Source organism: Enterobacter asburiae, from assembly GCA_011754535.1.
GTDB lineage: Bacteria > Pseudomonadota > Gammaproteobacteria > Enterobacterales > Enterobacteriaceae > Enterobacter > Enterobacter cloacae_N.
In genome coordinates, this window is the sequence record JAAQVN010000001.1 from 952248 (window position 1) to 974644 (window position 22397).

19 protein-coding genes and 1 tRNA gene are annotated in these 22397 nt (G+C 53.9%); 11 read left to right on the top strand and 9 right to left on the bottom strand.

Annotated features, from left to right (window positions below):
* The first annotated feature begins 13 nt into the window (after positions 1 to 13).
* Positions 14 to 730, top strand: coding sequence for a class I SAM-dependent methyltransferase (locus tag HBM95_04380; GenBank protein NIH42174.1), 717 nt, complete (start codon positions 14 to 16; stop codon positions 728 to 730).
* Here HBM95_04380 and rnhA read toward each other — a convergent pair whose 3' ends face one another.
* Positions 731 to 1198, bottom strand: coding sequence for a ribonuclease HI (gene rnhA, locus HBM95_04385; GenBank protein ID NIH42175.1), 468 nt, complete (start codon positions 1196 to 1198; stop codon positions 731 to 733). It abuts the gene before it with no gap.
* 55 nt (positions 1199 to 1253) lie between these two features.
* Between rnhA and dnaQ the strand changes: the two genes are divergently transcribed.
* Together dnaQ and HBM95_04395 are read left to right on the top strand one after the other, a co-directional pair.
* Positions 1254 to 1994, top strand: a complete 741-nt coding sequence (dnaQ, locus tag HBM95_04390; GenBank protein NIH42176.1) for a DNA polymerase III subunit epsilon — start codon at positions 1254 to 1256, stop codon at positions 1992 to 1994.
* Positions 1995 to 2126: 132 nt separating this feature from the next.
* Positions 2127 to 2203, top strand: a tRNA-Asp gene (locus HBM95_04395).
* Between the two features lie 37 nt (positions 2204 to 2240).
* On the opposite strand, the gene HBM95_04400 is transcribed toward HBM95_04395, so the two are convergent.
* Positions 2241 to 3173 carry a DMT family transporter gene (locus tag HBM95_04400; GenBank protein NIH42177.1) on the bottom strand — a complete coding sequence of 311 codons (933 nt, stop codon included), beginning with the start codon at positions 3171 to 3173 and terminating at the stop codon, positions 2241 to 2243.
* A gap of 102 nt (positions 3174 to 3275) precedes the next feature.
* Between HBM95_04400 and HBM95_04405 the strand changes: the two genes are divergently transcribed.
* Entirely contained in the window at positions 3276 to 4190 is a 915-nt protein-coding gene (locus HBM95_04405; GenBank protein ID NIH42178.1) for a LysR family transcriptional regulator, read from the top strand.
* A gap of 144 nt (positions 4191 to 4334) precedes the next feature.
* Positions 4335 to 6281 (top strand): TonB-dependent copper receptor, encoded by a 1947-nt coding sequence (locus HBM95_04410; GenBank protein NIH42179.1) that lies wholly within the window; start codon positions 4335 to 4337, stop codon positions 6279 to 6281.
* A gap of 78 nt (positions 6282 to 6359) precedes the next feature.
* Here the strand turns inward: HBM95_04410 and HBM95_04415 are convergent, their stop codons facing one another.
* The 3 genes from HBM95_04415 to HBM95_04425 form a co-directional block, all read right to left on the bottom strand.
* Positions 6360 to 7046, bottom strand: coding sequence for a response regulator transcription factor (locus HBM95_04415; GenBank protein NIH42180.1), 687 nt, complete (start codon positions 7044 to 7046; stop codon positions 6360 to 6362).
* A gap of 84 nt (positions 7047 to 7130) precedes the next feature.
* Positions 7131 to 10463, bottom strand: a complete 3333-nt coding sequence (locus HBM95_04420; protein NIH42181.1) for a response regulator — start codon at positions 10461 to 10463, stop codon at positions 7131 to 7133.
* A gap of 2 nt (positions 10464 to 10465) precedes the next feature.
* Complete coding sequence (locus HBM95_04425; protein NIH42182.1) at positions 10466 to 11062, bottom strand: response regulator transcription factor; 597 nt, start codon at positions 11060 to 11062, stop codon at positions 10466 to 10468.
* A 536-nt stretch (positions 11063 to 11598) separates the two neighbouring features.
* On the opposite strand from HBM95_04425, the gene HBM95_04430 reads away from it, so the two are divergent.
* The 4 genes from HBM95_04430 to HBM95_04445 all read left to right on the top strand — a co-directional run bounded on the left by HBM95_04430 (position 11599) and on the right by HBM95_04445 (position 15125).
* Positions 11599 to 12336: a helix-turn-helix domain-containing protein gene (locus HBM95_04430; GenBank protein NIH42183.1), complete on the top strand. Its 738-nt coding sequence runs from the start codon at positions 11599 to 11601 to the stop codon at positions 12334 to 12336.
* Positions 12306 to 12785 (top strand): hypothetical protein, encoded by a 480-nt coding sequence (locus tag HBM95_04435; protein ID NIH42184.1) that lies wholly within the window; start codon positions 12306 to 12308, stop codon positions 12783 to 12785. The genes HBM95_04430 and HBM95_04435 overlap by 31 nt, the downstream gene beginning before the upstream one ends.
* Positions 12786 to 12993: 208 nt before the next feature.
* Positions 12994 to 14535, top strand: a complete 1542-nt coding sequence (locus HBM95_04440; GenBank protein NIH42185.1) for a chitinase — start codon at positions 12994 to 12996, stop codon at positions 14533 to 14535.
* Between the two features lie 62 nt (positions 14536 to 14597).
* A complete protein-coding gene (locus HBM95_04445; protein ID NIH42186.1) occupies positions 14598 to 15125 on the top strand; it encodes a cytochrome B in 528 nt (175 codons plus the stop codon).
* Here HBM95_04445 and HBM95_04450 read toward each other — a convergent pair.
* A complete protein-coding gene (locus HBM95_04450) occupies positions 15088 to 16221 on the bottom strand; it encodes a hypothetical protein (GenBank protein ID NIH42187.1) in 1134 nt (377 codons plus the stop codon). The genes HBM95_04445 and HBM95_04450 overlap by 38 nt on opposite strands.
* Before the next feature lie 230 nt (positions 16222 to 16451).
* Between HBM95_04450 and HBM95_04455 the strand changes: the two genes are divergently transcribed.
* Positions 16452 to 16670 carry an ANR family transcriptional regulator gene (locus HBM95_04455; GenBank protein ID NIH42188.1) on the top strand — a complete coding sequence of 73 codons (219 nt, stop codon included), beginning with the start codon at positions 16452 to 16454 and terminating at the stop codon, positions 16668 to 16670.
* A 45-nt stretch (positions 16671 to 16715) separates the two neighbouring features.
* Positions 16716 to 17465: a prepilin peptidase gene (locus tag HBM95_04460; protein NIH42189.1), complete on the top strand. Its 750-nt coding sequence runs from the start codon at positions 16716 to 16718 to the stop codon at positions 17463 to 17465.
* A gap of 116 nt (positions 17466 to 17581) precedes the next feature.
* Here HBM95_04460 and HBM95_04465 read toward each other — a convergent pair whose 3' ends face one another.
* The 3 genes from HBM95_04465 to HBM95_04475 all read right to left on the bottom strand — a co-directional run bounded on the left by HBM95_04465 (position 17582) and on the right by HBM95_04475 (position 22144).
* Positions 17582 to 19357, bottom strand: coding sequence for a hypothetical protein (locus HBM95_04465; protein ID NIH42190.1), 1776 nt, complete (start codon positions 19355 to 19357; stop codon positions 17582 to 17584).
* Positions 19358 to 19373: 16 nt separating this feature from the next.
* The gene (locus HBM95_04470) at positions 19374 to 19811 is read right to left on the bottom strand and encodes a hypothetical protein (protein NIH42191.1); all 438 of its coding nucleotides are present in this window, start codon (positions 19809 to 19811) and stop codon (positions 19374 to 19376) included.
* 374 nt (positions 19812 to 20185) lie between these two features.
* The gene (locus tag HBM95_04475; protein ID NIH42192.1) at positions 20186 to 22144 is read right to left on the bottom strand and encodes a S8 family serine peptidase; all 1959 of its coding nucleotides are present in this window, start codon (positions 22142 to 22144) and stop codon (positions 20186 to 20188) included.
* Positions 22145 to 22397: the final 253 nt, after the last annotated feature.

A 22397-nucleotide genomic window follows, 5' to 3' on the forward strand; every position in this document is an offset into this window, starting at 1 on the left:
GGCGGGTGTTTTGATGAAACCGGCAAGGATACCTCAGACTGTCGCAGCACCGGAACGTTGGGCCGAATTGCCCTGGGGTGAATACTATCGCGAGGCACTGGAGCAACAGCTGAAGCCCTGGCTCGCGAAAATGTATGGCTTTCACCTGCTTAAGATTGGCAATCTCAGCGCGGAAATCAATACCGAAAGCTGCGCTATCTCACATCAGGTTAATGTCTCGCTCGGCGGATCGCCGGTTCAGGTGAAGGCAGACCCGTTGCATCTGCCGTTTGCTGAGAAATCCGTGGATGCGTGCCTTCTTGCACATGCGTTGCCCTGGTGCAGCGATCCTCACCGTATGCTGCGTGAAGCCGATCGCGTGCTGATTGACGACGGCTGGCTGATCCTCAGCGGATTCAATCCGCTGAGCCTGATGGGGCTGCGCAAGCTGGTGCCGGTGCTGCGCCGAACGCCACCCTATAACAGCCGGATGTTCACCATGATGCGCCAGCTCGACTGGCTTTCGCTGCTGAACTTTGAAGTGCTCTGCTACGGCGGTTTTCAGGTACTGCCGTGGGCGCGGCAGGGGGGAGTCTTGTTGAGCACGCATTTGCCCGCCTTAGGCTGCATGCAGTTTATCGTCGCGCGTAAGCGAACCATCCCCCTTACGCTTAACCCGATGAAGCAGAGCAAGTCGAAAACGCCTATCCGGCAGACCGTTGGCGCAACGCGACAGTACAGAAAACCCTGATCAGGCTTCAGGCTGGTAGCCTGCATCCTCATGGGCCGGGTTCAAAGCCGCCGCGCGTGCCAGTTCGTCACAGCGTTCGTTTTCCGGGTGGCCTGCATGTCCTTTTACCCATTCCCATTTGATTTGGTGCTGACCTAATGCCGCATCCAGACGCTTCCAGAGGTCGACATTTTTAACCGGTTTTTTATCTGCTGTTTTCCAGCCGCGTTTTTTCCAGTTATGGATCCACTGGGTAATGCCCTGGCGAACGTACTGGCTGTCGGTACTGAGCACCACGTCGCAGTGTTCTTTCAGGGCTTCCAGCGCCACAATGGCCGCCATCAACTCCATACGGTTGTTGGTGGTCAGGAAATAGCCTTCGCTAAAAGTTTTTTCATGCTGGCGATAGCGCATAATCGCGCCGTAGCCGCCGGGCCCTGGGTTGCCGAGACAAGATCCATCGGTGAAAATTTCTACCTGTTTACGCATCTCTGGTAGACTTCCTGTATTTGAAACGTTCAGTTAAACGATAAGTCTGACATAAATGACCGCTATGAGCACTGCAATTACTCGCCAGATTGTCCTCGATACCGAAACCACCGGTATGAACCAGATCGGCGCGCACTACGAAGGGCACAAGATCATTGAGATCGGCGCCGTTGAAGTGGTGAACCGTCGTCTCACGGGGAACAACTTCCACGTGTTCCTCAAACCCGATCGGCTGGTGGATCCAGAAGCGTTCGGCGTTCACGGTATTGCCGATGAGTTCTTGCTGGATAAACCGACCTTCGGTGAGGTGGCAGACGAGTTTCTGGAATACATCAGAGGCGCCGAGCTCATCATCCATAACGCCTCGTTCGATATCGGCTTTATGGACTATGAGTTTAGTAAGCTCCATCGCGATATTCCGAAAACAAACACCTTTTGCAAAGTAACCGATAGCCTGGCGCTGGCGAGGAAGATGTTTCCCGGCAAGCGTAACAGTCTCGATGCACTCTGTTCACGTTACGAAATAGATAACACCAAGCGAACGCTGCACGGGGCATTGCTCGATGCCCAGATCCTGGCCGATGTCTATCTGGCGATGACCGGCGGTCAAACGTCGATGAAGTTCAGCATGGAAAATGAGTCACAGCAGACGCAGGGTGAAGCGGGCATTCAGCGCGTTGTCCGCCAGGCAAGCCGCTTGCGGGTGGTTTTAGCCAGTGATGAAGAACTGCTTAATCATGAATCCCGTCTCGACCTGGTGCAAAAGAAGGGCGGAAGCTGCATGTGGCGCGCCTGAAAAAACGCCACAATGCCTGTAAAATCATCGGTTGGGTGAATTTTGCAGCAAACGATTCAAAACGTGAGAAAAAGCGTTGACGAGATCGGAGGCACACCGTAATATGCGCCTCGTTCCCCAAGCGGGAACAGTGGAGCGGTAGTTCAGTCGGTTAGAATACCTGCCTGTCACGCAGGGGGTCGCGGGTTCGAGTCCCGTCCGTTCCGCCACTATTCAGGCCCACGTTATTTATAACGTGGGCCTTTTTCATATCTGTACGTTTTCGTCTGCGCGTTCAATCTTCACGACTTTCCATTGCGAGGCGCGAGAGCAGAGTGCTATACCACACAGAATCAGTACCGTGCTGACCAGATGATACGAATGCAACGTAACGTGCAGGAACATCACGCTGAACAGACCGCCGCTCAGTGGAATGAGGTGTGAATAAATTTCCCCGCGGGTTGCACCGATAGCCGCAATGCCTTTATTCCACAGCAGGTAAGAGAGCCAGGAAGGAAAGACCACCAGGTACAGCAGTCCGCTTAAAAAGCCCGGCGCGGTATAGGCCGTCCAGTATGGTAAGCCTGTCTTTATCAACGATATCGCCAGTACCGGTAACAACACCAGTGCACCGAAGATTGCGCTCACGGCCACAAAGGCATTCCCACCGACGTTATGTGGCTTCATCCGCAAGAAGGCACAATAAACGGCCCAGCTGGCGGCAGAACCCATGGTCCAGATATCGCCGCGATTAAGATTTTTAAGCGTATCCAGATGCAGCAGATCGCCCTGCATGACCAGCCAGACGACGCCCAATGAACTGAGAACAACGCCCGCAATATTCTGCACTGATATTTTCTCTTTATATACCAGCTTATTTATCAATAAAACCAGGGCTGGCGTTGTGGATAAATAAATAGCTGCATTAAGAGATGAAGTATATTGCAGGCCGATATACAGCGTGAGTGGGAACATAACCTGTCCGCACAGCGCAAGAAATATAATCGTACCTCTCGCCTTTTTCATCATTGGCCACTGGGCGCGAATCTGTCTGATATAAAGCATAGATAAGAGAAGAGCCGTCAGTATCCAGCGTGCGGCGGATAATATAATCGGGTCTGCATGCGCCACCAGTAAATGACCGACGACATAATTCCCCCCCCAAAAACAGGCCGCGAGACTGAGTAAAAAATAGGGCATAGAGGCTCCTGAAAATAAACATTTTTGTCTGCCTTAAGAGTACTGCCGGTGCAGAATTAAATGCTAATATAATATTTTCATCTTCCGGTATTGGCTGAAACTATGAAGTTTACTCTCAGGCAACTTGAGTTCTACATTGCGTTAGCGGAAACACTACAAATTTCCAAAGCGGCCAGCCGTTGTCATATATCGCAATCTTCCATGACGGTCTCCATGCGTAACCTGGAGGAGGCGGTAAATGCCCCCCTTTTTATCCGCCATGCAAAAGGGATCCAGTTGACGCCCGTGGGCGAGCGATTTCTCAACCATGCCCGCAAGATCCTCCACGATAGCCGCGCGGCGGTGGAGGATCTCCATCAGCAGCCTGAGGCGATCAACGGCGTCGTGCGCATTGGTATTGCCGAAACCCTTTCCGCTTATCTGCTGCCCAATCTCTGGGGCGATATCGCGCAGCGTTTTCCGCTGCTGGAGACGGCGTTCCATGAGGCGCCCGCATCACAGCTGCTCCAGGGCTTGCGTCAGGGAGAGCTCGATTTTTGTCTTTTGCTGACCTCTAATATCAGCCACGATAGTACGCTTGAGGTAGAAACGTGGATCCGTTCGCCGCGCCGTCTATGGACCGCCATCGGTCATCCTCTCCTCAGCGTGCCGGAGCTTCGGTTAAAAGAGGTGGAAAAGGTGCCATTCTTGTTGCTGGTGACGGACGACTATCCCGATGTGATATCCGACTACTGGCAAAGCCGGGGCTGCCATCCTGATATTCATTTTCGCACCAACTCCTTTGAGGCGATTCGAAGCCTGGTTGCACAGGGTAAGGGCGTTACGATTTTATCCGATCTGGTCTATCGCCCGTGGGCGCTCAGCGGCCAGCGCGTGATCCGGCGAACCATTGATGACTGTATTACCTATATGGATGTGGGGATCGTCAAAAACGCCGGGCAGCCGCTCTCTCCGGCCTGCTTGCGGTTAATGGATTTTTTACGACAGCAAACGGCCCGCCTGGGCGAAGAGCTCTGAACAGCGCCCCTGAGATTTCCGTTAGACGCCAGATATTTCCTGATTTCCCTGAGGGCCTTCTTGCCCACAGGTCGTGTATTCCGTTACAGGGGATGAAGACAATAAGCGCCTTGCTTATTTTCTTTACCGAAACGGAATTGTGTTATGTCTGGTATCACCGCGAGCGGTATTCGCTCCCTGATCGCCTCCCGTCCACTATTATTGGCCCTCAGCTGTGCGGCCGCTTTGCCGGTATATGCTGAAGAGTCGATGACCGTTGAGGGGCACTATCGCGATCCCGCGTCATTTATCGCTCCGGCTCATACTCCAGCACAACAATTGCCAGCCAGCGACGGTGCGGGCGCGCTAAAAAACATACCAGGTTTTTCCGTGCTGCGCAGCGGCGGCAGTAATGGCGATCCGGTGCTGCGCGGGATGTTCGGCTCCCGTCTGACGTTGCTTGCGGATGGCGTCAGCACTCAGGGGGGCTGCGGTTCGCGCATGGATACCCCAACCGCCTATATCACCCCGCAAAGCTACGACACGATAACCGTCATTAAAGGCCCCCAGAGCGTACTGTGGGGGCCAATGGGCTCCGCCGGAACGCTGCTCTTTGAACGTCAGCCGGACTATTTCAGCGCACCAGAGCTGGAAGGCAGCGCTGAGCTGCTGCAGGGCGCTAACGGACGCGCGGATCAAAACCTTAATCTTGCGTTTGGCGACCCGCGCGGCTATGTCCGCCTTGACGGTAATCATTCGGTGGCGGATGACTACCGGGATGGTCACGGCAACCGCGTGCCGGGCCTGTGGCGCAGATGGAACAGCGGCGTCACGGTAGGGCTCACGCCTGATGAGGACACGCTGGCGGAACTAAGCGTGGGGGCCAGCGACGGTAAAGCCCGCTATGCTGGTCGGATGATGGATGGTAGCCGCTTTACCCGCAAAAGTGCGGCGCTAAAACTGGAGAAGTATCACCTGAGCGAGCACGTCAGCAAACTTAGCTGGCAGCTCTATGCCAATGATACCGATCACATCATGGATAACTACAGCCTGCGTCAGCCCGTTGGACCGAAGCGTAAGTCTGAAGTGGGCGGCGTGGTAATGGGCAGTCGCCTTACCGGCGTGTGGGAAGATGAAGCCACCACGCTTACCGCTGGCGCAGACGTAATGCGCAAAAGCCACCGTAAAAAAAGCGCCGGAACGTGGCGTGACGATGCCCGTTTTACCCAGATGGGTTTATTTAGCGAATGGCGCCAGTCCGTCACGGCGGATGACACGGTCATCGTGGGCGCGAGGCTGGACAGCCTCCGCGCGGACGATCGGCGCAGCGCGCAAAATACCTCCCGGCGCGATCTTCTGCCTGGGGTGTTCACCCGTTATGAGTATCGCGTGCCGGACGCCCCCGTCATGCTTTATAGCGGTATCGGCTACACCGAACGTTTTCCTGATTACTGGGAGCTTTTTTCCGGTAAGGCCGGCGAACAAAGCTTTCGTCAGCTGAAAACAGAAAAGACCCTGCAATGGGACAGCGGCGTACAGTTTCACGGCGACAAGGTCAGCGCCTGGGCATCGGCCTATGTCGGGCGGACTGCCGATTACATTTTGTTTGATTATAGCCGCACGCCGTCGCAGGCCAGCAATATCAATGCCGCCGTAATGGGCGCGGAGACGGGCGCAAGCTGGAGCCTGACGCCCAACTGGGCAGTGACGGGAAGCCTGAGCTACGCCTGGGGCGAGAATCGTAGTGATAAACAGCCGCTGCCGCAGATGCCCCCGCTCGAAGGGCGGCTGGCGCTGGACTATACCGGGCAAAAATGGCGTACCGGATTACAGTGGCGTGTGGTGGCGCCGCAGCATCGCGTGGCGCAGAACAAAGGTAACGTCACCGGCCAGGATCTTGGCCCGAGTGCGGGGTTTGGCGTGCTTTCGTGGAGCGCGGGCTACACATTTAACGACCATTTCGAGTCCCGCGTGGGTATTGAGAATCTGTTCAATAAATACTACAGCGAGCACCTCAATCTGGCGGGGGCCAGCCAGTTTGGATACGCCTCAGATCAGCAAATCCCTGAGCCGGGGCGCGTCTGGTGGCTGGCTGCGACATACCATTTCTGACCCTGAGTGTCATTGCTGAGAGCGACCGTTGAGGCGTTTGTTTGCCTCTACCGCCTGTTTACAGGCGGTTTTTTTATTTCAGATAGCAATATCGAACATCTGCGTTTTAGCAAGCAGGCAATAGAGCTGACAGTCGCTGTTTACCCCCAGTTTTTCCATCGCGCGCAGCTTATGGGCGCTGACGGTTTTATTACTCAAATGCAGCTGTCTGGCGATCTCTGTCAGACTCATCCCTTTGCAGAGCATCCGCAACACATCAATTTCACGGGGCGAGAGCTCTTGCTCCGTTTGCGCGCCGGTCTGGAACAGGGAATGCATCAGCTCGCGCTCAATATAGACTTCTCCATTGATCACTGACGTCAGCGTTCTGCTCAGGGTTTTCTCACAGGTATCCCGGCTAATATAGGCTTTGGCGCCTGCCTCCAGCGACATGCGGATAAGCTGCGTGTTTTTGTAGGGCGAAAGCACAATGATCTTAAGCTGCGAATATTTACGGCTGAGCCATTTTATCAGTAATACGCCGTCCATTCCGTTGAGCGGGTTAACGGTTTGGCTGGTGGCCAGAGAAAAACCTAGAAACAGAATGTCGACAGGATGTTGGGACAGCAGTGAAAGCAGCTCAGATGGCGACGCCGTATCGCCCTGAATGCAAAACTCCGGGCGGGGGGAACCGTCGCTGAAAAGAGACGGCATATTGGTAATCATGGATAAGACGCCACGACGAATAATGGTGTGCTCATCGGCAATAGCGATACGAACTTTCATGGTTTCTCCTTCGAAAATGTGGGCGACGCCAGGGATAACGCCGCCGGATGACCAGAAAGATACAGATCCTATGCAGAGCATTCTTTAGTACTTGTCAGATAATTCCTTCAGTGCGGTATCGAGTTGCTGCAGATTGGCTTCCATGCGCGCGCAGAATCGCGATGTCAGCGCAGGCAGGGCTTCAGGCTCTATCATCCCTGCCGCCAGCATCTCCGGCAACACTTCCATCGCCTGACAGGTGCGGGTAGCGTCATGCATGGCAAAGAGGCTCCACGAGGCCTTCAGACGATGCGCGAGCTGGCTGAGCGTTTGCGGTGATGGGGTGTTTTCCTCTAAATGACGAATATCAAGAGTAATGGCATCGCGCATTTGCTGGCGCATCAGGGTCATGATCTCCGGTTGACCATTGGCCAGACGCCGGAGTTCGCTGAGGTCAGGCACCTGATTGCGCAGGCTGTGATGCTGCGCCAGCGCCTGGTGCAGGGCGTGGAGCGAGAGCGGTTTTCGCAATAACGCGTCCATCCCGGCATGTTTTGCCCGATCGTCCTCACTCTGCAGTGCGCTGGCGGTGTAGCCGAGGATAGCGGGCGGTGCGGTGATACTGCCGGCAATATCGCGCAAAAGTATCAACGAGGTGAGCTGATAGCCGTCCATGAGGGCCATCTGGCAGTCGGTTATCAGAATATTAACCGGCTCGTTTTCAAGGCGTGTAAGCGCTTCGCTTGCGCTAGCGCAAGGAATAACCTCCTGGCCCAACTCCTGCAGCTGAAGTGCTAACACCGTCAGGTTAGCCGGAAAATCGTCAACAATCATAATGCGATGCTGTGGCAGCGGGGTAATAACGGGTGTCTCATCGACCGTTGTCGCAGCGCTGGTAGCATGAAGCGGTATGCTGACCGTCACCTGCGTACCGCTTCCCGCTTCGCTGGCTATCGTTAGCTTCCCTCCCATCAGCTCGACTAGCTGATAACAGATCGCCAGGCCGAGTCCGCTGCTTTGCGGCGTGCTGCTGTCAGTCTGAAACCATGGCTGGCCGAGGTGTGGAAGGGCATCGGCCGGGATACCAATGCCTGTGTCGCGAATCAACAACTGCAAATGTTCACCGTGGAGCCGGGCGTGGAAGTCAATTTCTCCCTGCGGCGTATATTTAATGGCGTTGCCCAACAGATTGGCGATGACCTGATTCAGCCGGGCTTTATCGAACAGGAACCAGCCGTCGCGCGGCACGTTCAACTCGCTGCGCCAGTGGAGCCCTTTAGCGTTTGCGCTGCTGGCAAAAATCTCCGCGCTGGCGTTGAGCGTCTGCCACAGGGGCCAGGCCTGTGGCTCCAGCCTTAACTCGCCTGCTTCAATGCGCGACAAATCCAGTACGCCGCCAATCACGTCGCGCAATGACCCTGCTGCCTGCCAGGCGATGTTGAGAGATTCGCTTTTGTCGCGCTCCATCTCCAGCAGGCCCAGCATGGCGTTGAGCGGGGTACGAATGTCATGGCTCATGCGGGCGAGGAAGTTCGATTTTTCAGTGCTGGCCTGCTCCGCCTGTGCCAGTGCCCGATTGAGCGCAGCGGTCAGCGCGGCTTTTTCAGTGATGTCGATCCAGCCCCCGACCACGCCCTGAGGCCGCCCTCGCGTATCGGTATAGCGGCAAAGCCACCAGTAGAGGGTGGTATTGTTCTGAGTGGTTTCACCCGTTAACGGCGTCGCGGCATGGAGCAGCGAGAGGCGATGCGGCAACGTAAACTGTTGGGCAAGCTCGCCCAGAGGCAGGCTGGAAAAGGGGGAGCCCTCTTCGGGCAATGCCGTGAGTAACGGTGAGTGAATAAAGGAGTCGTTATAGCGCGTCAGCCGCCCGGCCGGATCGCAGACGAACAGCGGCACCGGGACGTTGTTCATCAGGGTTTGCCAGAGGGAGAGCGCGTTGTGCAATTCAGCCGTGTCCCGCTCGCGCTGGCGCCGCTGGCTCTGCGCAGCGCTAAAGGTCAGCAGGGCGACTAATGCCGCACAAATCGCCACTACGGCGAGCATGACCAGCCATAACGATTGCGCCGGGGCAGCGGCTGTCGTCTGTGCGGGCTGCGACAGGTTAAGGCTCGCGTAGATATCAGCCTGCGTTACGGACGCCATGACCGCATTCACCCTTTTGGCATCCGCCGGGTCAGACATATTCGGTACAAACCATAGCGGTACTTCCGGCAGCGCCAGCGGCGTCAGCGACAGGTTACTGGCGTTATGCTGGCGCAGCAGGTGATGGAGTATAAATGCGTCGCCCGCAAGCCCGTCCGCGCCTCCGGCTTTGAGCAACTCAAACCCCTGATCGAGTGAGTTAACCAGCACCAGGTTATCTGCCGGTAACACCTGACGCAGTAACGTGACGAGAGGTGAGATGCGCATGACGGCAATCCGCTTATGCCGTAATGCGGACAAGGCGCCGGAAAGCGGGTTGCTGTCCTCACTGAGCAGGGCCCAGCTCAGTGAGTCAAACGTGATGGCACTCTTTGACGGTGGCGACGCGCTGGCGACAATGCGCAACGTGTTCTCCGCATACTGAAGCGGAGGCGCATCAAGGTTGAAGGTCAGGCTATACAGGTTGGACGGAAACAGGTTGAGCAGCAGATCGCGCCATACGCCCTGGATATGCCCGTCAGACGTGATCGTGACCATTGGCGGTGAAATGGCGGGAAGCAACACGTGTAGCGTGATTTTGGGCGCATTTTCCTTCACGGGGGAATGGCGAGCGTCAAAGACGCTACCGTCCGGCAGAAGCCACTTTTGTTCCAGCCATTCAGCGTCTTCCGGGTTAACAGTGTGAATACGCTCGTTGAATATTTCCAGCGTGTTTGCCTGCTCAGGCAAAGCCCATGCGCGAAAATGCAGCGGCGGAGCGTCGCCCAGCGGCGTCAGGGTCAGCGTGGTGGCGGGAGAGTGGGTCAGCCAGTTACGCAAAACAAATTCCGGGGCAATGAATTCCCGCGCTTTTCCTGCTGCCAGCTGCCTGACGCTTTCACCCGGTGAAGCTGAACCTGTCGCAGAGCAGCGGGTCGCAACCTCTGGCGGTAATTCTGGAAAGCACAGCGTTCCGCCTCGACCCTCTTTTATGCTCAGAGAGGCCAGCGGGAAAGCGAGCATTGGCTCGCTGGCGACCAGATCGGCAGCAGGACGTTGGGCGGCAATTAATACATCGATGCGCTTTCGCTTCAACGCATCCAGCGCCGATGCCGGGTCGCTAAAGCGCTGAACGTCCGGCAGCGGCGTATTGCTAAACAATATGCTGAGCTCATCATCCAGAATCCCCGGCGGCCGGTCGATGACGAGAAAAGGCGGCGCGGCGCTCAGCAGGCCTACACGCAGCACGCTACCCGCCGCGTGCCCGCTTATCAGCAAGAGGATAAATAATGTTGCCAGCCAGCCTCTGCGCATGCTCAGCTAACCAGCCCCAGACTTTGCGCGCACTGGAGCAGCTCGAAATCATTTCTTGCGTTGAGTTTGCTCATGGCACTCTTTTTTTGCGTACTGATGGTCTGCTTTGTCCGGTTAAGCTGGGCACTGATCTCGTTCACGGTGAAACCACGGACCAGCAGGCGCAGCACTTCAGTTTCCCGTTCGGTCAATTGTGCATGGGGTTTCACCGGTTCAACATGCCCCTGTAGAGTGCTGCGCAGTGTCTGTAGCAGATTGTTGGACAAGCTGGCTTTGTTGAGAACGGCATGCACCCCGCTGCGACGCAGCGAGTCCAGAAGCTCAGGATTGGTGATCATGGTGACCACCACAATCATGCTCTGAGGATAATGGCGAATCAGCGAGCGGATCATGATGAGCCCGTCCGGGCTTCGCGTGCCGGGCATACTCAGGTCGGTGATGATGATATCGACAGGCTCGCGCGCCAGTTTACTCATAAGTTCATCAGCACTGAGCGCTTCATGAACGACCCGATAAAGGTCCGGGCGCGTCTGCAGCAATGTGCGCAAGCCTAATAAATAGACAGGGTGGTCGTCGGCAATCAGAACGGTTTTTTGCATGACATCCGATCCGGTTAGGAAAAGACAGGTGTTCACCGCACATCTTAGCGAATGGCGCTTTAGCATCACTCTTACAGTGTAGAGCAGAGTAAGGTGAAAAAGAGTAGCTAAAAAGTGGGGGGCTGTATAGCTGCAGGTGGGCATCAGCCGATCCTGATGGAAAACCGAAAGGTAAAGTAACGAAGCTTTCACATTCTACGAAATAGATTTTTTTCTGAGCAGCTGAATGGTTTGTTATTTATCACGAAATAGCGGCATGGAGGGCGATATTTCTCAGGTACGGAAAGGAATTCCTTATTGTTCAGGCTGAATATCAGGTATTGCTCAGGCGTTACTCAGAATAAACTTTCTGAAATCATGAATGGGCCGCGAAAAAATCAGGACGGGAAATAGCGCAAATGGCGAAGGTACTATCATTTATAGGGATATGTTGTTAATTTGTGCCTGAATTAGATAACAGACATGTAACTGTTAATACCTGCGCTTTTTCGTCATAACAATGTAAACGCTGTAATTTTATTATCCAGGACCTACCCGTGAATAACGAAGAAATATCTCTTTCAGCGTCAGTAACGTTCGTACCGGAAAAATCATCTCTGGCAACCGTGGAGCATGGTGATATACACCTGACGCCCAACGAGCGTCGTTTGCTGGAGTTGATACTCAGCGGCAAATGTAAAAAAGAGACCATATTTGAAGAGATCTGGCTCAACCAGGGCATGATTGTTAGCGAATCCAGTTATCACCAGCTTATAAAAATGCTGCGCCGCAAGCTGCAAAATGCCGGCTTGCCGGGCTCGATCATTAAAACCATTCCCCGTTATGGTGTGGTACTGGCACCCTGCGAAACGCAGGGCAGTGAGGCAGCTTGCCCGCCAGAAGTGCCTGATAACGCGCCTTCTCCCACTCCCGTTGATTGCCCGTCGCTGCCTGCTATCACGGCGGAGCCAATGAAAACGCCGTCACGTCAATACGGGGCTTTGCTGACGGTGTTGTGCAGCTTGTTGATTATCCTTCCCACGCTGGTGGTGGTCTGCACGGCGGACACGCCGCAGGCCTTTCAGGAAAATATTTACGTGGATGGCGTCATGTTTCATCTCTCTTCGCTGCGCAGTGTCGATCGGCAGGCGCTGGCGCGAAAGCGGCATGACCTGCCGGCGGGTATCAATAATGTTTACATCGCGTCGAACGGTCCGAAAGTGTTTGTTGCGCAATGTGAAGGCGAACTATCTAAGGAGGGAAAATGCGGTTACGAATACTATTCGTCATATTGAGCGTTTGCATCAGCGTTTCACTGGGGGGCGTGCTGGCTTACCTGACCAGCGGCTACCTGGAGAGCAGAATGGTGCCTGTCGAGCCCTGCAGCAGCGTCATTCGTAACGGCAAGTTTATCGATGAAAGCCTGGAACATTACCAGTTTAATGGTGTGATCACCTGGTGGCCTAAACTGCACAGGCTAACGTTATTTGGTGTAAAAACCGATGAGGCCGGAAATCGGGTATTCAACCGAACCCTGCAGTTAAAATCGGTGACACAGAAAGGAAACGTCATCAATGGTCGGGTGGCAGAATTAAAAATTGCCGTTGGCGATCAACTTCCGCAGAAGACTTTTCTGATAAGTGAAGATGATCAGTATATTAATCTGTTATTCAAGCCGATTAATAAAAATAGCTGGCTAATGAAAATTAACGATAACTGGGTAGCAATGTGTGAGTATAAGTAATCTCACGTGAATCTTATTATAAGACATATCCAGGCTGGCGAGTTTTAAATCTGCTGCTGCGGTTAGCTGTTCTCCTGTTTTCAGGGAGATGAATATCCTATCTTGCGGGACAGTATTTCATTATTAAACCTGGAGCAGGATATCTCCCATGTTAAAGAAAAATAAAATATCTCTGAGCGCTATTGCCGCAGGCCTGGCGTTAAGCGGAATGCTGGTCAGCACGTTTAGCCATGCGGCCGCAACCGACGCCGCCTCACAGATGCCGGATATCAGTCAGAAAAAAATTCTCGTCGGTTATTGGCACAACTGGGGAATTAACCCGGAAGAGATAGACAAAGCGCGCGGCTATCAGGGAGGCTTACCTTCTGATATGTCGCTGCGTGAAGTGCCGAGAGGCTACAACGTCGTCAACGTCTCCTTCATGAAAGTCATGGATGGGCAGAGCGGGAATATCCCCACCTTCAAACCCTACAACGCGAGCGATGAGGAGTTCCGCGCTCAGGTTGCAGAGCTGAACGAGCAGGGGCGCGCGGTGTTGATTTCACTGGGCGGCGCTGACGCGCACATTGCACTGAACAAAGACCAGACTGAAGCGCTTGCGGCGGAGATTATTCGCCTGACCGATCGCTATGGTTTTGATGGTCTTGATATCGACCTGGAGCAGACGGCCATTACTGCGGCTGACAACAGTAAGGTGATCCCGGCGGCGCTGAAAATGGTGCGCGACCATTATCAGCAGCAGGGCAAACACTTCATCATCAGCATGGCACCAGAGTTCCCTTATCTTCAGTCCGATCGCGGGGTGAACTACAAAGCCTACCTGCAAAATCTTGAGGGCGTGTATGACTTTATCGCTCCACAGTATTACAACCAGGCGGGCGACGGCGTGAATATGATGACGCAGGAGGAGAAGGACGAAGTCGGTGAATGGTGGCTGCCGCAGGAATGGGGGAAGGGCTATAGCGATCGTCAAAAAGAGCTTTTCCTTTACTATCTCACCGACAGCCTGGCAAACGGGACGCGCGGGTATGTGAAGATCCCGGCGAACAAGCTGGTGATTGGTCTTCCGGCCAACCCGGATGCGGCAGGAACCGGCTATGTGCGAGACGCGCAGAGTGTCTTTAACGCACTTTCGCGACTGGAAGCGAAAAATGAAGCGGTAAAAGGGCTCATGACCTGGTCAGTGAACTGGGACAATGGCAACACTATAAATGGTCAACATTACGGCTATGAATTCCTGAACCGCTACCAGAGCATCCTTGACGGCAGTCTGCCGGATGGGGGCGACGAAACAGATACTCAGGCGCCAACACAGGTGCAGGGCGTGCAGGCCACGCTGAAGGGGCAGGATGTTTCGCTCAGCTGGCTGCCGGCTAAGGATAATACTGGCGTGGCGGGGTATGCCATCTGGCGCGGTCTGGAAAAGATCGGTGATACCCGTGAACTCAACTTTACCGACAGCCAAACCACGCCGGGTGTGACCTACCGCTACACGGTTATCGCCTATGACGCCGCCGATAACTACGCCGCCCCGAGCCAGGCGGTGACCGTTACCGTGCCTGAAGGTGACGAAGGCACTGGCGAAGAGGGCGGTCAGGGTGGCAACGCCACAGCGTTCACACCGGGAACCGTCTATGCGGTGGGGGATAAAGTGCTCTATGAGGGCAAGGTTTACCGCTGTCAGATTGGCCATACAGGTGCCAGCCATTGGTCGCCGGATCGGGCCCGCAACTTGTGGGTAGCTGAATAACCTTTTTTAAACAGCATGGCTTCTCAGGGAGCCGTGCTGTTATGTTTTACAGGACAACGACTATGCAAACTTCTCTGGTTATTGCCAAACGTTACGATCGGTTTTCTCGCCTTCTGCACTGGGTGGTCGCAGCCGTCATTATCTACGCGATGTGCATGGGCTATATTCTGCACGCGCTGGAAGGAACCCGCTGGTTTACCTTCTTTTCCGTGCTGAATATGTCGCTTGGTACCATCGCCACGCCCATCATGATGGTGCGTTTCGTCTGGCGCTTCTTCCGCCCTTCGGTGCCCTATCCGGCCACGGTGGCCGGACGTAAAAAACAGCTGGTCGTATTTATTCATGAGCTGTTTTATCTGACCATAATGGTGGTGCTGGTTAGCGGTTTTCTGATGCTGCAAAAAGATTACAACCTGTTTGGTCTGGTGCCGGTTTCCCGCCCGATTGCCATCGCCGAAGTGAATGCGTTTTTCTTCCAGGTGCATCGCTATAGCTGCATTCTGCTGGGCGTAATTCTGCTTGGGCATGTCGCGGCGGTGTTGAAATACACCTTTAGCGGGCAGCGGGAGATCCTGCAGCGGATGTTGTGAGAAAGAGGCTCACTCCCCCCATCAGATGCGCGGTGTTATCGATCCTTTGAAACATCACCATCCCGCGCATCTGCCTTCCCTGCAGCGTTTGCAGAAAAACTTCCCGGGCAAAGCTGTTTTCACCCTGTCGTGAGTACCAGGCGCGAAAATCGGGCAGGAACGACGTATCGCAGTGTGCGTCCAGAAGCGTCAGGGTGCTTAGCGTCTTTTCCTCATCCGGGAAGAGCGCTTCCGTGCTGCCTTGCCAGTGGATCTCCTCCTCCGGCATCGAAAGGCGAAACACGACGCATGAACCCGTTTGCGACAGGCGGATCATGATGGCACTGGCGCTGGTCGCGAGCGCCTGCTGCTGTTGGATCCAGCGGCGATACTGATATAAGCAGTTGGCAAAAATCGCCGAAAATACCAGATACCACTGCGCCTGCCAGATTGCCGGTATGAGATCGGGCGTTAGCGTGTAAAAAATCCCTTCTCGCTGCTGGGTCGCCAGCACCACAATCAGGTACTGGATAAGCAGCAGAGCGCCGACACCGCGTCCGGAGAGCGCAAACACGCTCAGTAAAACCACCGTTGTTTGCACCAGCAGCAGGTTTAGCCCTTGCCAGAGCGGGGGCAGGAGAAAGTAGCCCGTAATCAGCGCAAGCGTATTCGCGGCAAGGATCAGAGCTTCCCGCCCGTTAACGTGCTGGCGCGACGGCATCTTGTTCTCCCGCAACAGCGGCAGAATGGCGAGAATGCCGGTTAACGCCGCCAGCACCCAGGAAAAAAAATGCAGTGGCGCAATTGGATACCCTGACAGCAGCAGTGCCAGATTAAGCAGCAGGCTGCCGCAAAAAATGCTGAGTATTAACTGCAGGGGATAGACCAGCTCACCAATAATCGGCCTGCGCGCAAAACGCAGCGCAGGCAGTTGCGCATTCAGACGAAAGACGGCGACGCAAAGCGGAAAAATCGCAACGTCGAAAAGGGCGAACAGGCACGCCAGTGCGAGCGGACGGCCTATCCAGACCCCAACAAACACATGCAGCAGGCCAGCGGTAGCCAGCCACAGCGGCCACTCGCGCGGGGCTGTTAGCCATAACGCGGCAAAAAGCAACGGCGCCGGGAACCAGAGCGTGGTGGAGAGGCTCCAGCTATCCCGCGTGTGAAAGCTCAGGAATGCCAGCAGGATATAGAGACCCGAAAAGGCCAGCCAGCGGATGATATTGGTAACCAGCGTTGTTCTCCCACTGAGGCGTTCAGCGTTAATCAGGTATTTATCATTTTAATCTCAATTATTTTATCGTCGCTATTGATACGCTGGGATTTTTTCAAAAGGAATTAACAATGGACTGGCAAAGCGACAAACACGATCCTGCTACCGTTTGGTTTTCACTTTCTTCCCGTGCGGCAGAGCATGAGCAGGGAAAGCAGTGGCATATCGCGGCATTATTGTGGAAAGAGGCGGCGCAATATGCAAAAGTGCATCTGAATATCGAGTGGGCAAACCTGCGCGGTGAATTTTGTGCTTTACGTGCAAACAGGATGCCTAAATACAACGAGTAGGCTCTGCTATTATCGGATATTGCATGTTCCTCAGAGTGTTGAACCATGATAGAGAGTGTAATACTCGTTTTTAGTGTTTTACTGGGTGCCGTTATCGGCAGCTTTTGCAACGTCATTATTTATCGGCTCCCCTTGATTCTCCACGGTGAAGCACTTTCTTTATCGTGGCCTGCTTCCCATTGCCCCCGCTGTAAAAAACCCATTAAATTTCGTCACAATGTACCTCTGATTGGCTGGCTACTGCTGCGCGGACGCTGCGCCAGCTGTGGTCAGGCAATATCGTGGCGCTATCCGCTGGTTGAAGCGCTTATGGCGCTGCTGTACGGGGTGATTATCTGGCAGCAGGGCGTCACGCCGCAAAGCCTGTTCGACGTGCTTGCGGTGACGTTTTTGCTGCCGCTGCTGTTTATCGACCTGCGCACCATGCTCCTGCCCGATCGTCTGACGCTCCCGCTGCTGGCGTTGTCGTTGGCGTTTGCCGCCAGCGGCTATAGCCATGTCGAGCCAATGCAGGCATTAATCGCCGCTCTGCTGGGCTTTGGTGTGCCCTGGACGCTCTCTTTACTGTTCCGTTTGTTGCGCGGTCATGAAGGTATGGGGATGGGGGATATGAAACTGCTGGCGGCGCTCGGGGCGTGGCTTGGCCCGCTGGCGCTGCTGGATGTTTTTGTTGCCTCTACGCTGCTGGCGCTGGTCACGGCGCTGATTCTGTTGCGGATCAAGCCCGGTCAACCGTTTCCCTTCGGCCCGTATCCGATTATCGCCGCGATAGGGTGGGTGGTGTTATACCGATAAAAAAGCGCCGGAAGGAAGGGGCGATTTCCGGCGCAAAATGATAACGAAAGTGTAGGCAGGGAATGATAATGTGAGGCACGGGTCAATGAAGACCCGGCCAGAGTTAACTTACAGTATTATTTGCACTCTTTAGGCATGTTGGCAGCACCTTCTTTCTTCCAGACGCCCCATTCGCCATCGGAGCCAGGCTTAACGCCTCGGGTTTCCCAGCTGTTCAGCCAGATGTTGCCTTCATAGCTCACTTTTTCACAAGGTGTCTTGTAAGTCTTGCTGTGGTCCCAGGCTTTTACATCGGTTTGCGCCGGGCGCAGTTTAATCACCTTCGTTGCCGTGGAGACTTTACCGGTATCAGGCGTCGTCACTTTCACCTGCAGCGTCACGTCCACATTGTCGGTATACGGATGTTTACCCATGAGGTTGGTGCTGAAGTTATTCGGTGACGAGATCTGAATCTTATCGGCGTGATTCAGTGCGGACCATTCAATTTTTGCCCCCTTTAACGAGTCATTATTTTTGGACACGACGGCGGCAGCAATAACGTCACTGCCAACGATGGTGTCCTGGTTGTTGCCCGTATTGATCTGCACATCAGAAGCCTGCTGCGCTTCCTTCACGGTCACCGTGATATCGTCGGAGTGGGCTTTGCCATTTTTGGCCGTAACCGTCAGGCGATAGGTCACTTTACCGATTTTGCCGGGCTTAATCAGCGCACGGGCTTTTGCCGCGTGGACGGTTGAAACCCATTCGCCACCGTTAGCGACCTGCAACGCACCAATGTCCTGACCAGAGACGATAGTCCATTGATATTTTTCAGCATTGACGCTTGCGGAACCGTTGAGGTCATAACCACGAGAATCACTGTTGCTGGTCACGGTGAAGTCACTGCCTGCCTTCGCCTCCGGTGCCGTGTTACCCGCGTCTGCTTTGGCATTCAGGGTCACGGTTTTTGAATCACTCTCGTTTTTGGCGTTGGTGACGGTCAGCTTAACGTTGACGCTAAAATCGTTCTCAGGTTTAGCCTTCAGGCGAATGCTGGCCTTAGCACTGGTGCTGTTCTCCAGAATGACCTTGTCGGCATTGCTGGTGACGGCCCAGCTGTACTTCAGCTCTTTCCCCGTAGAGGCGCTACCGTCCAGCGACAGCGCGCTGGTTGACAGGTTATGGCTGGATGGCGTGACGTTGGCCACCGGTTTGCTAATGACTTCACCGCCGAAATCGACGTCGATCATCTGATAAAATGCGTTATCGGTATCACGCACGCGCCAGACGGCATAAATTTTCTGTTTACCTTCACGCTCCGGTACATCGCAGGTGTGGGTTTCGAAGCCTGTCGGGATCGAAATATCGGCAGAAGGGTTGCCTGGTGCGTAAGTATAAACCTTGTGGCAGAAAGGTTTATCTTCAAACATCGCTCTGGTCAGGCGCGAATCCGCTCCCGGCATAGAGTGCCAGTCCGGCTTCGTAATGTAATAGGTAAAATAGGTGGTACGGTGCTTAGCCGGTAAATGCCATTTAAACTGGTGCGGGCCCGCAGACATCGGGTTGTTATAGGTATTCTGCTTTTCGTCATCCAGCTTGCTGAAGGCAGGAGTAGCCGTTGAGCCACCGCTTGCCAGCTTGCCGTCCGGCGGGAACTGGAACAGCTGTTCGTTAGCGATCGGGGTTGGGCTCATATCGTTGCCAGCCGGGAGCTTCGGCGCTTCCACGGCGTCAGCAGGCCAGACTTGCTGATGATCTTTATTCGGATCCGCACTTATCACCGGCGGGAAATGAATCACCGAGCGGGATTTTGGTTCAAAAACATAGCCATGCGCCAGCGCGCTCGTGGAATACATGCCAATCAATGCCACGGCTAACGCCGACGTAATATTATTCATCTTGAGTAGTTTCAAAATAATCTTCCCTGAATTAATTGAAGGACACTTCTACGTGACTGAGGGGGTTGTTCTCTTTGGCATACACCTTATTCGGCTGAGACTCATCGGGCGTAATCTCGCCGTTGCTGTGCTGGAAACCGGCACGCAGTTCGGGGTGCTGCTGGTTGATGGCCTGGGCAAGAGCGTAGGACCAGTGGGCCTCTTCGCCAGCAAGAATGGTGACGCGGGTCTCCAGGTCAGGCAGTTCGGTTCCGTCGTTAAAGAAGCGCGCACGAATCGTTTGCCCTTCAACGACCTTCACTTTCTCACCGTTGACGGCACGTTCCAGTGAGCCAAGTTCTTTCATGCAGTTCTGGTGACCTTGTTCGCAGTTTGCCGCTGGCGAGGTCGTGGCGGCGTTGGCTGAAACGCTGACGCCCGCCCCTGCCAGTAATGAGGCAAGGACAAAAGCAGATCCTGTTAATTTCATAAGTTCCCTTATTAATGACTGAACAATAACGAAAGGTAAATCTCACCTGCAGAGCAGGTAAAAAATGGCGTTATTACCGTGTGATAACAGGGACAAATAGTACCGGGAGGAGACAACTGGCTTGAATAAGAGACTTCTCTGGGCCATTAAGAGTCGGGGAGTTTCGGCAGAGAAGAGCGGCCGGTCATGCTGTTAAGAGGCTGGAGAGCGATATGGGGTGAAATGGCCAATATCAATCCTTTACTCTTTATATTCAAATATGAGCGTATATCGTTTTTTTAAATGTCTTTTTTACGAATTTCCTGGATGTTTAGTTAATAAAATAAAGCCTGGCTTACATCCAGGCTTTACAATTATGTTAACCAAACAGGTATTTAAGGGCAGCTATTATTGGCTGCATCCGACGCTCGCCATGCCCCCCACTCACCGCCGCGTCCCGGCTCCTCTTGTCCGGCATTGACATACCACTGATTCAGCCAGATTTTGCCGTTATGCGATACGCGGGTACATTTCACCGGGTAGGCTATGCGTGGGTTATACGCTTCTGCGTTGTCGTCAGGAATATCAGGTAATTGCGGTTTTTTCACCGTTACGGTGATCTTCTCTGCGCTCACGCTTCCGTCTTTGCCCGTGACGGTTAACCAGTAGGTTGCTTCTCCGTCAGTATTAGCGGGAATGAGTGCCCGGACGGCAGGGCCTGAAAATTCACGTACCCAGCCTCCGGCCTGTTTCTCCTGTAGCCAGAATTTGCCTGTACTGTTTTTGTCGATGGTCCATTTCCAGGAGACGGCATTCTTGCTGGCGCTGCCGTCTAACTGATACGCCCGTGAGGAATCGGTCGTGCCGGTAACGGTAAAGCTTTCTCCTGGCACAGCCTTTACTTCCTCCTTATCTTCCTCTTTGAGTTCCATAATCCTGGCCACCGCTTTCGCCATATTTGGGTGAGTACCCACTTTCGCTGAATCGCCTGCCGCTAAAGATGTACCGGTTTCCTGCAGGATGGTACGCATCTGTTGAGGCGTGACGGTGATATTGTGAGCTTTTGCAATGGCCGACAGGCTGGCGACCACCCCTGCGATAATCGGGTTCGCGGAGGAGGTGCCGGAGAAACTTGAGGTATATTCCGCGTTTTTGATGCTATGCAAACCGCCATAACCCGTAGTAACCACATCCCAGCAGCCCCAGCTGGCGCTGGTCACGCGTGAACCATAGGTACTGAAAGAGGCTTTTTTGCCATTGTCAGCGCAGAATGCACCTGCGATGATCGCACCGGAATCCCGTTTTTTAACGTCAAATTTTCCGTTAAATCCAGCGTGATCGAGGTTGATATTGCCATTGCCTGCCGCCTCGATAACGTGCACACCTTTGTCCGTCAGCGCTTTAATCACGTCATAATAGGCAGGGGCGTTTTCCTGGGGGACATAGCAAGAGGAGGTACAGCCTGTCACATCCCCTCCGCCGGTCTGCATGCCAATTTGCACCACATCTCCTGCCTGGAGTCTGGGAATCATATTGTAGAGGTGATTGGCCTGCCATTTGACGTATCCCATACGAGCGTTCCACGTCAGGCCTTTGATGCCCGCATTGATATCTTTCGCCGCCATAATCCCGACGGAGCTGGTGTCGTGATCTTCGCCCGGCGTATAGCGCGTATCACCTTCATGGAAATCGATCGGCGGCAAATTCACATGGCTGGTATTCCACGCATTGTTTTCCATTGAGACCAGCGAAATGCCGCTTCCATCGTGTCCTGAATACTGGCTCACGCTGTCGCGATTTACGCCACCCATGTAATAGCCGGGCCGTTTTTCATCTGGTGATTTGGTGTAATCCTGCAGTCCACGAAAATCCGGGACGGTGGTCCGGTTGGGACTATTCAGGGCATAGCTCAGTCCGGAATAGGACGGCACGTCGGGAATGTTGACACCCTTCTCCAGCGACACCGGCATGGATTCCGGGTAAGCCAGCTCAATATCTTGTCGCGTCGCCAGTTCATTAATTACGTTATTGATATATGCCGTGTCATATTGCTTATTGGCTGGCAGCGCTATACGTAAGTAACGATTAAAGCCATAGCGTTCATTAAGCGCATCCATCTCGCTTAATTCACTGCTGCGCAAATTATTTGCCGTAAATAACGGACTCACAGACAGGGTACTGTCGCGTAATGAAAAGGGCGATGACTTATTGAGCGTCGTCCCGGGTTTTAATTTCACGATAATGGAGAGATACGAAGTGCCTTCCCAGGCTTGCTCGTGCGTGACGGAGTTCTGCGCAAAAGAGGGGGCACTCAGTAGTGCACAAATTAGCAGGGCCAGTCCAGTTTTATTCATGTCAACGATCGTCCTTATAAAATGCCATCCAGAGTATTGCGGGAACCATCCTGCCATGCGGGGAAATTCCCCTTAAGAAGAAGGTCAGCGATGAAATTGCGAGATGTCTGGCCCGTGTAGAGAATTTCCTGCTCCGGAAAATATAAGGCTGAAATTTGGCTGATGGATTTATGAGGTGGGCTGAAAAAATTGTTAATCATCAATGCATAAGTATTGAATTTAATAAGGAACGGAAAATCTCATGAACATCTCC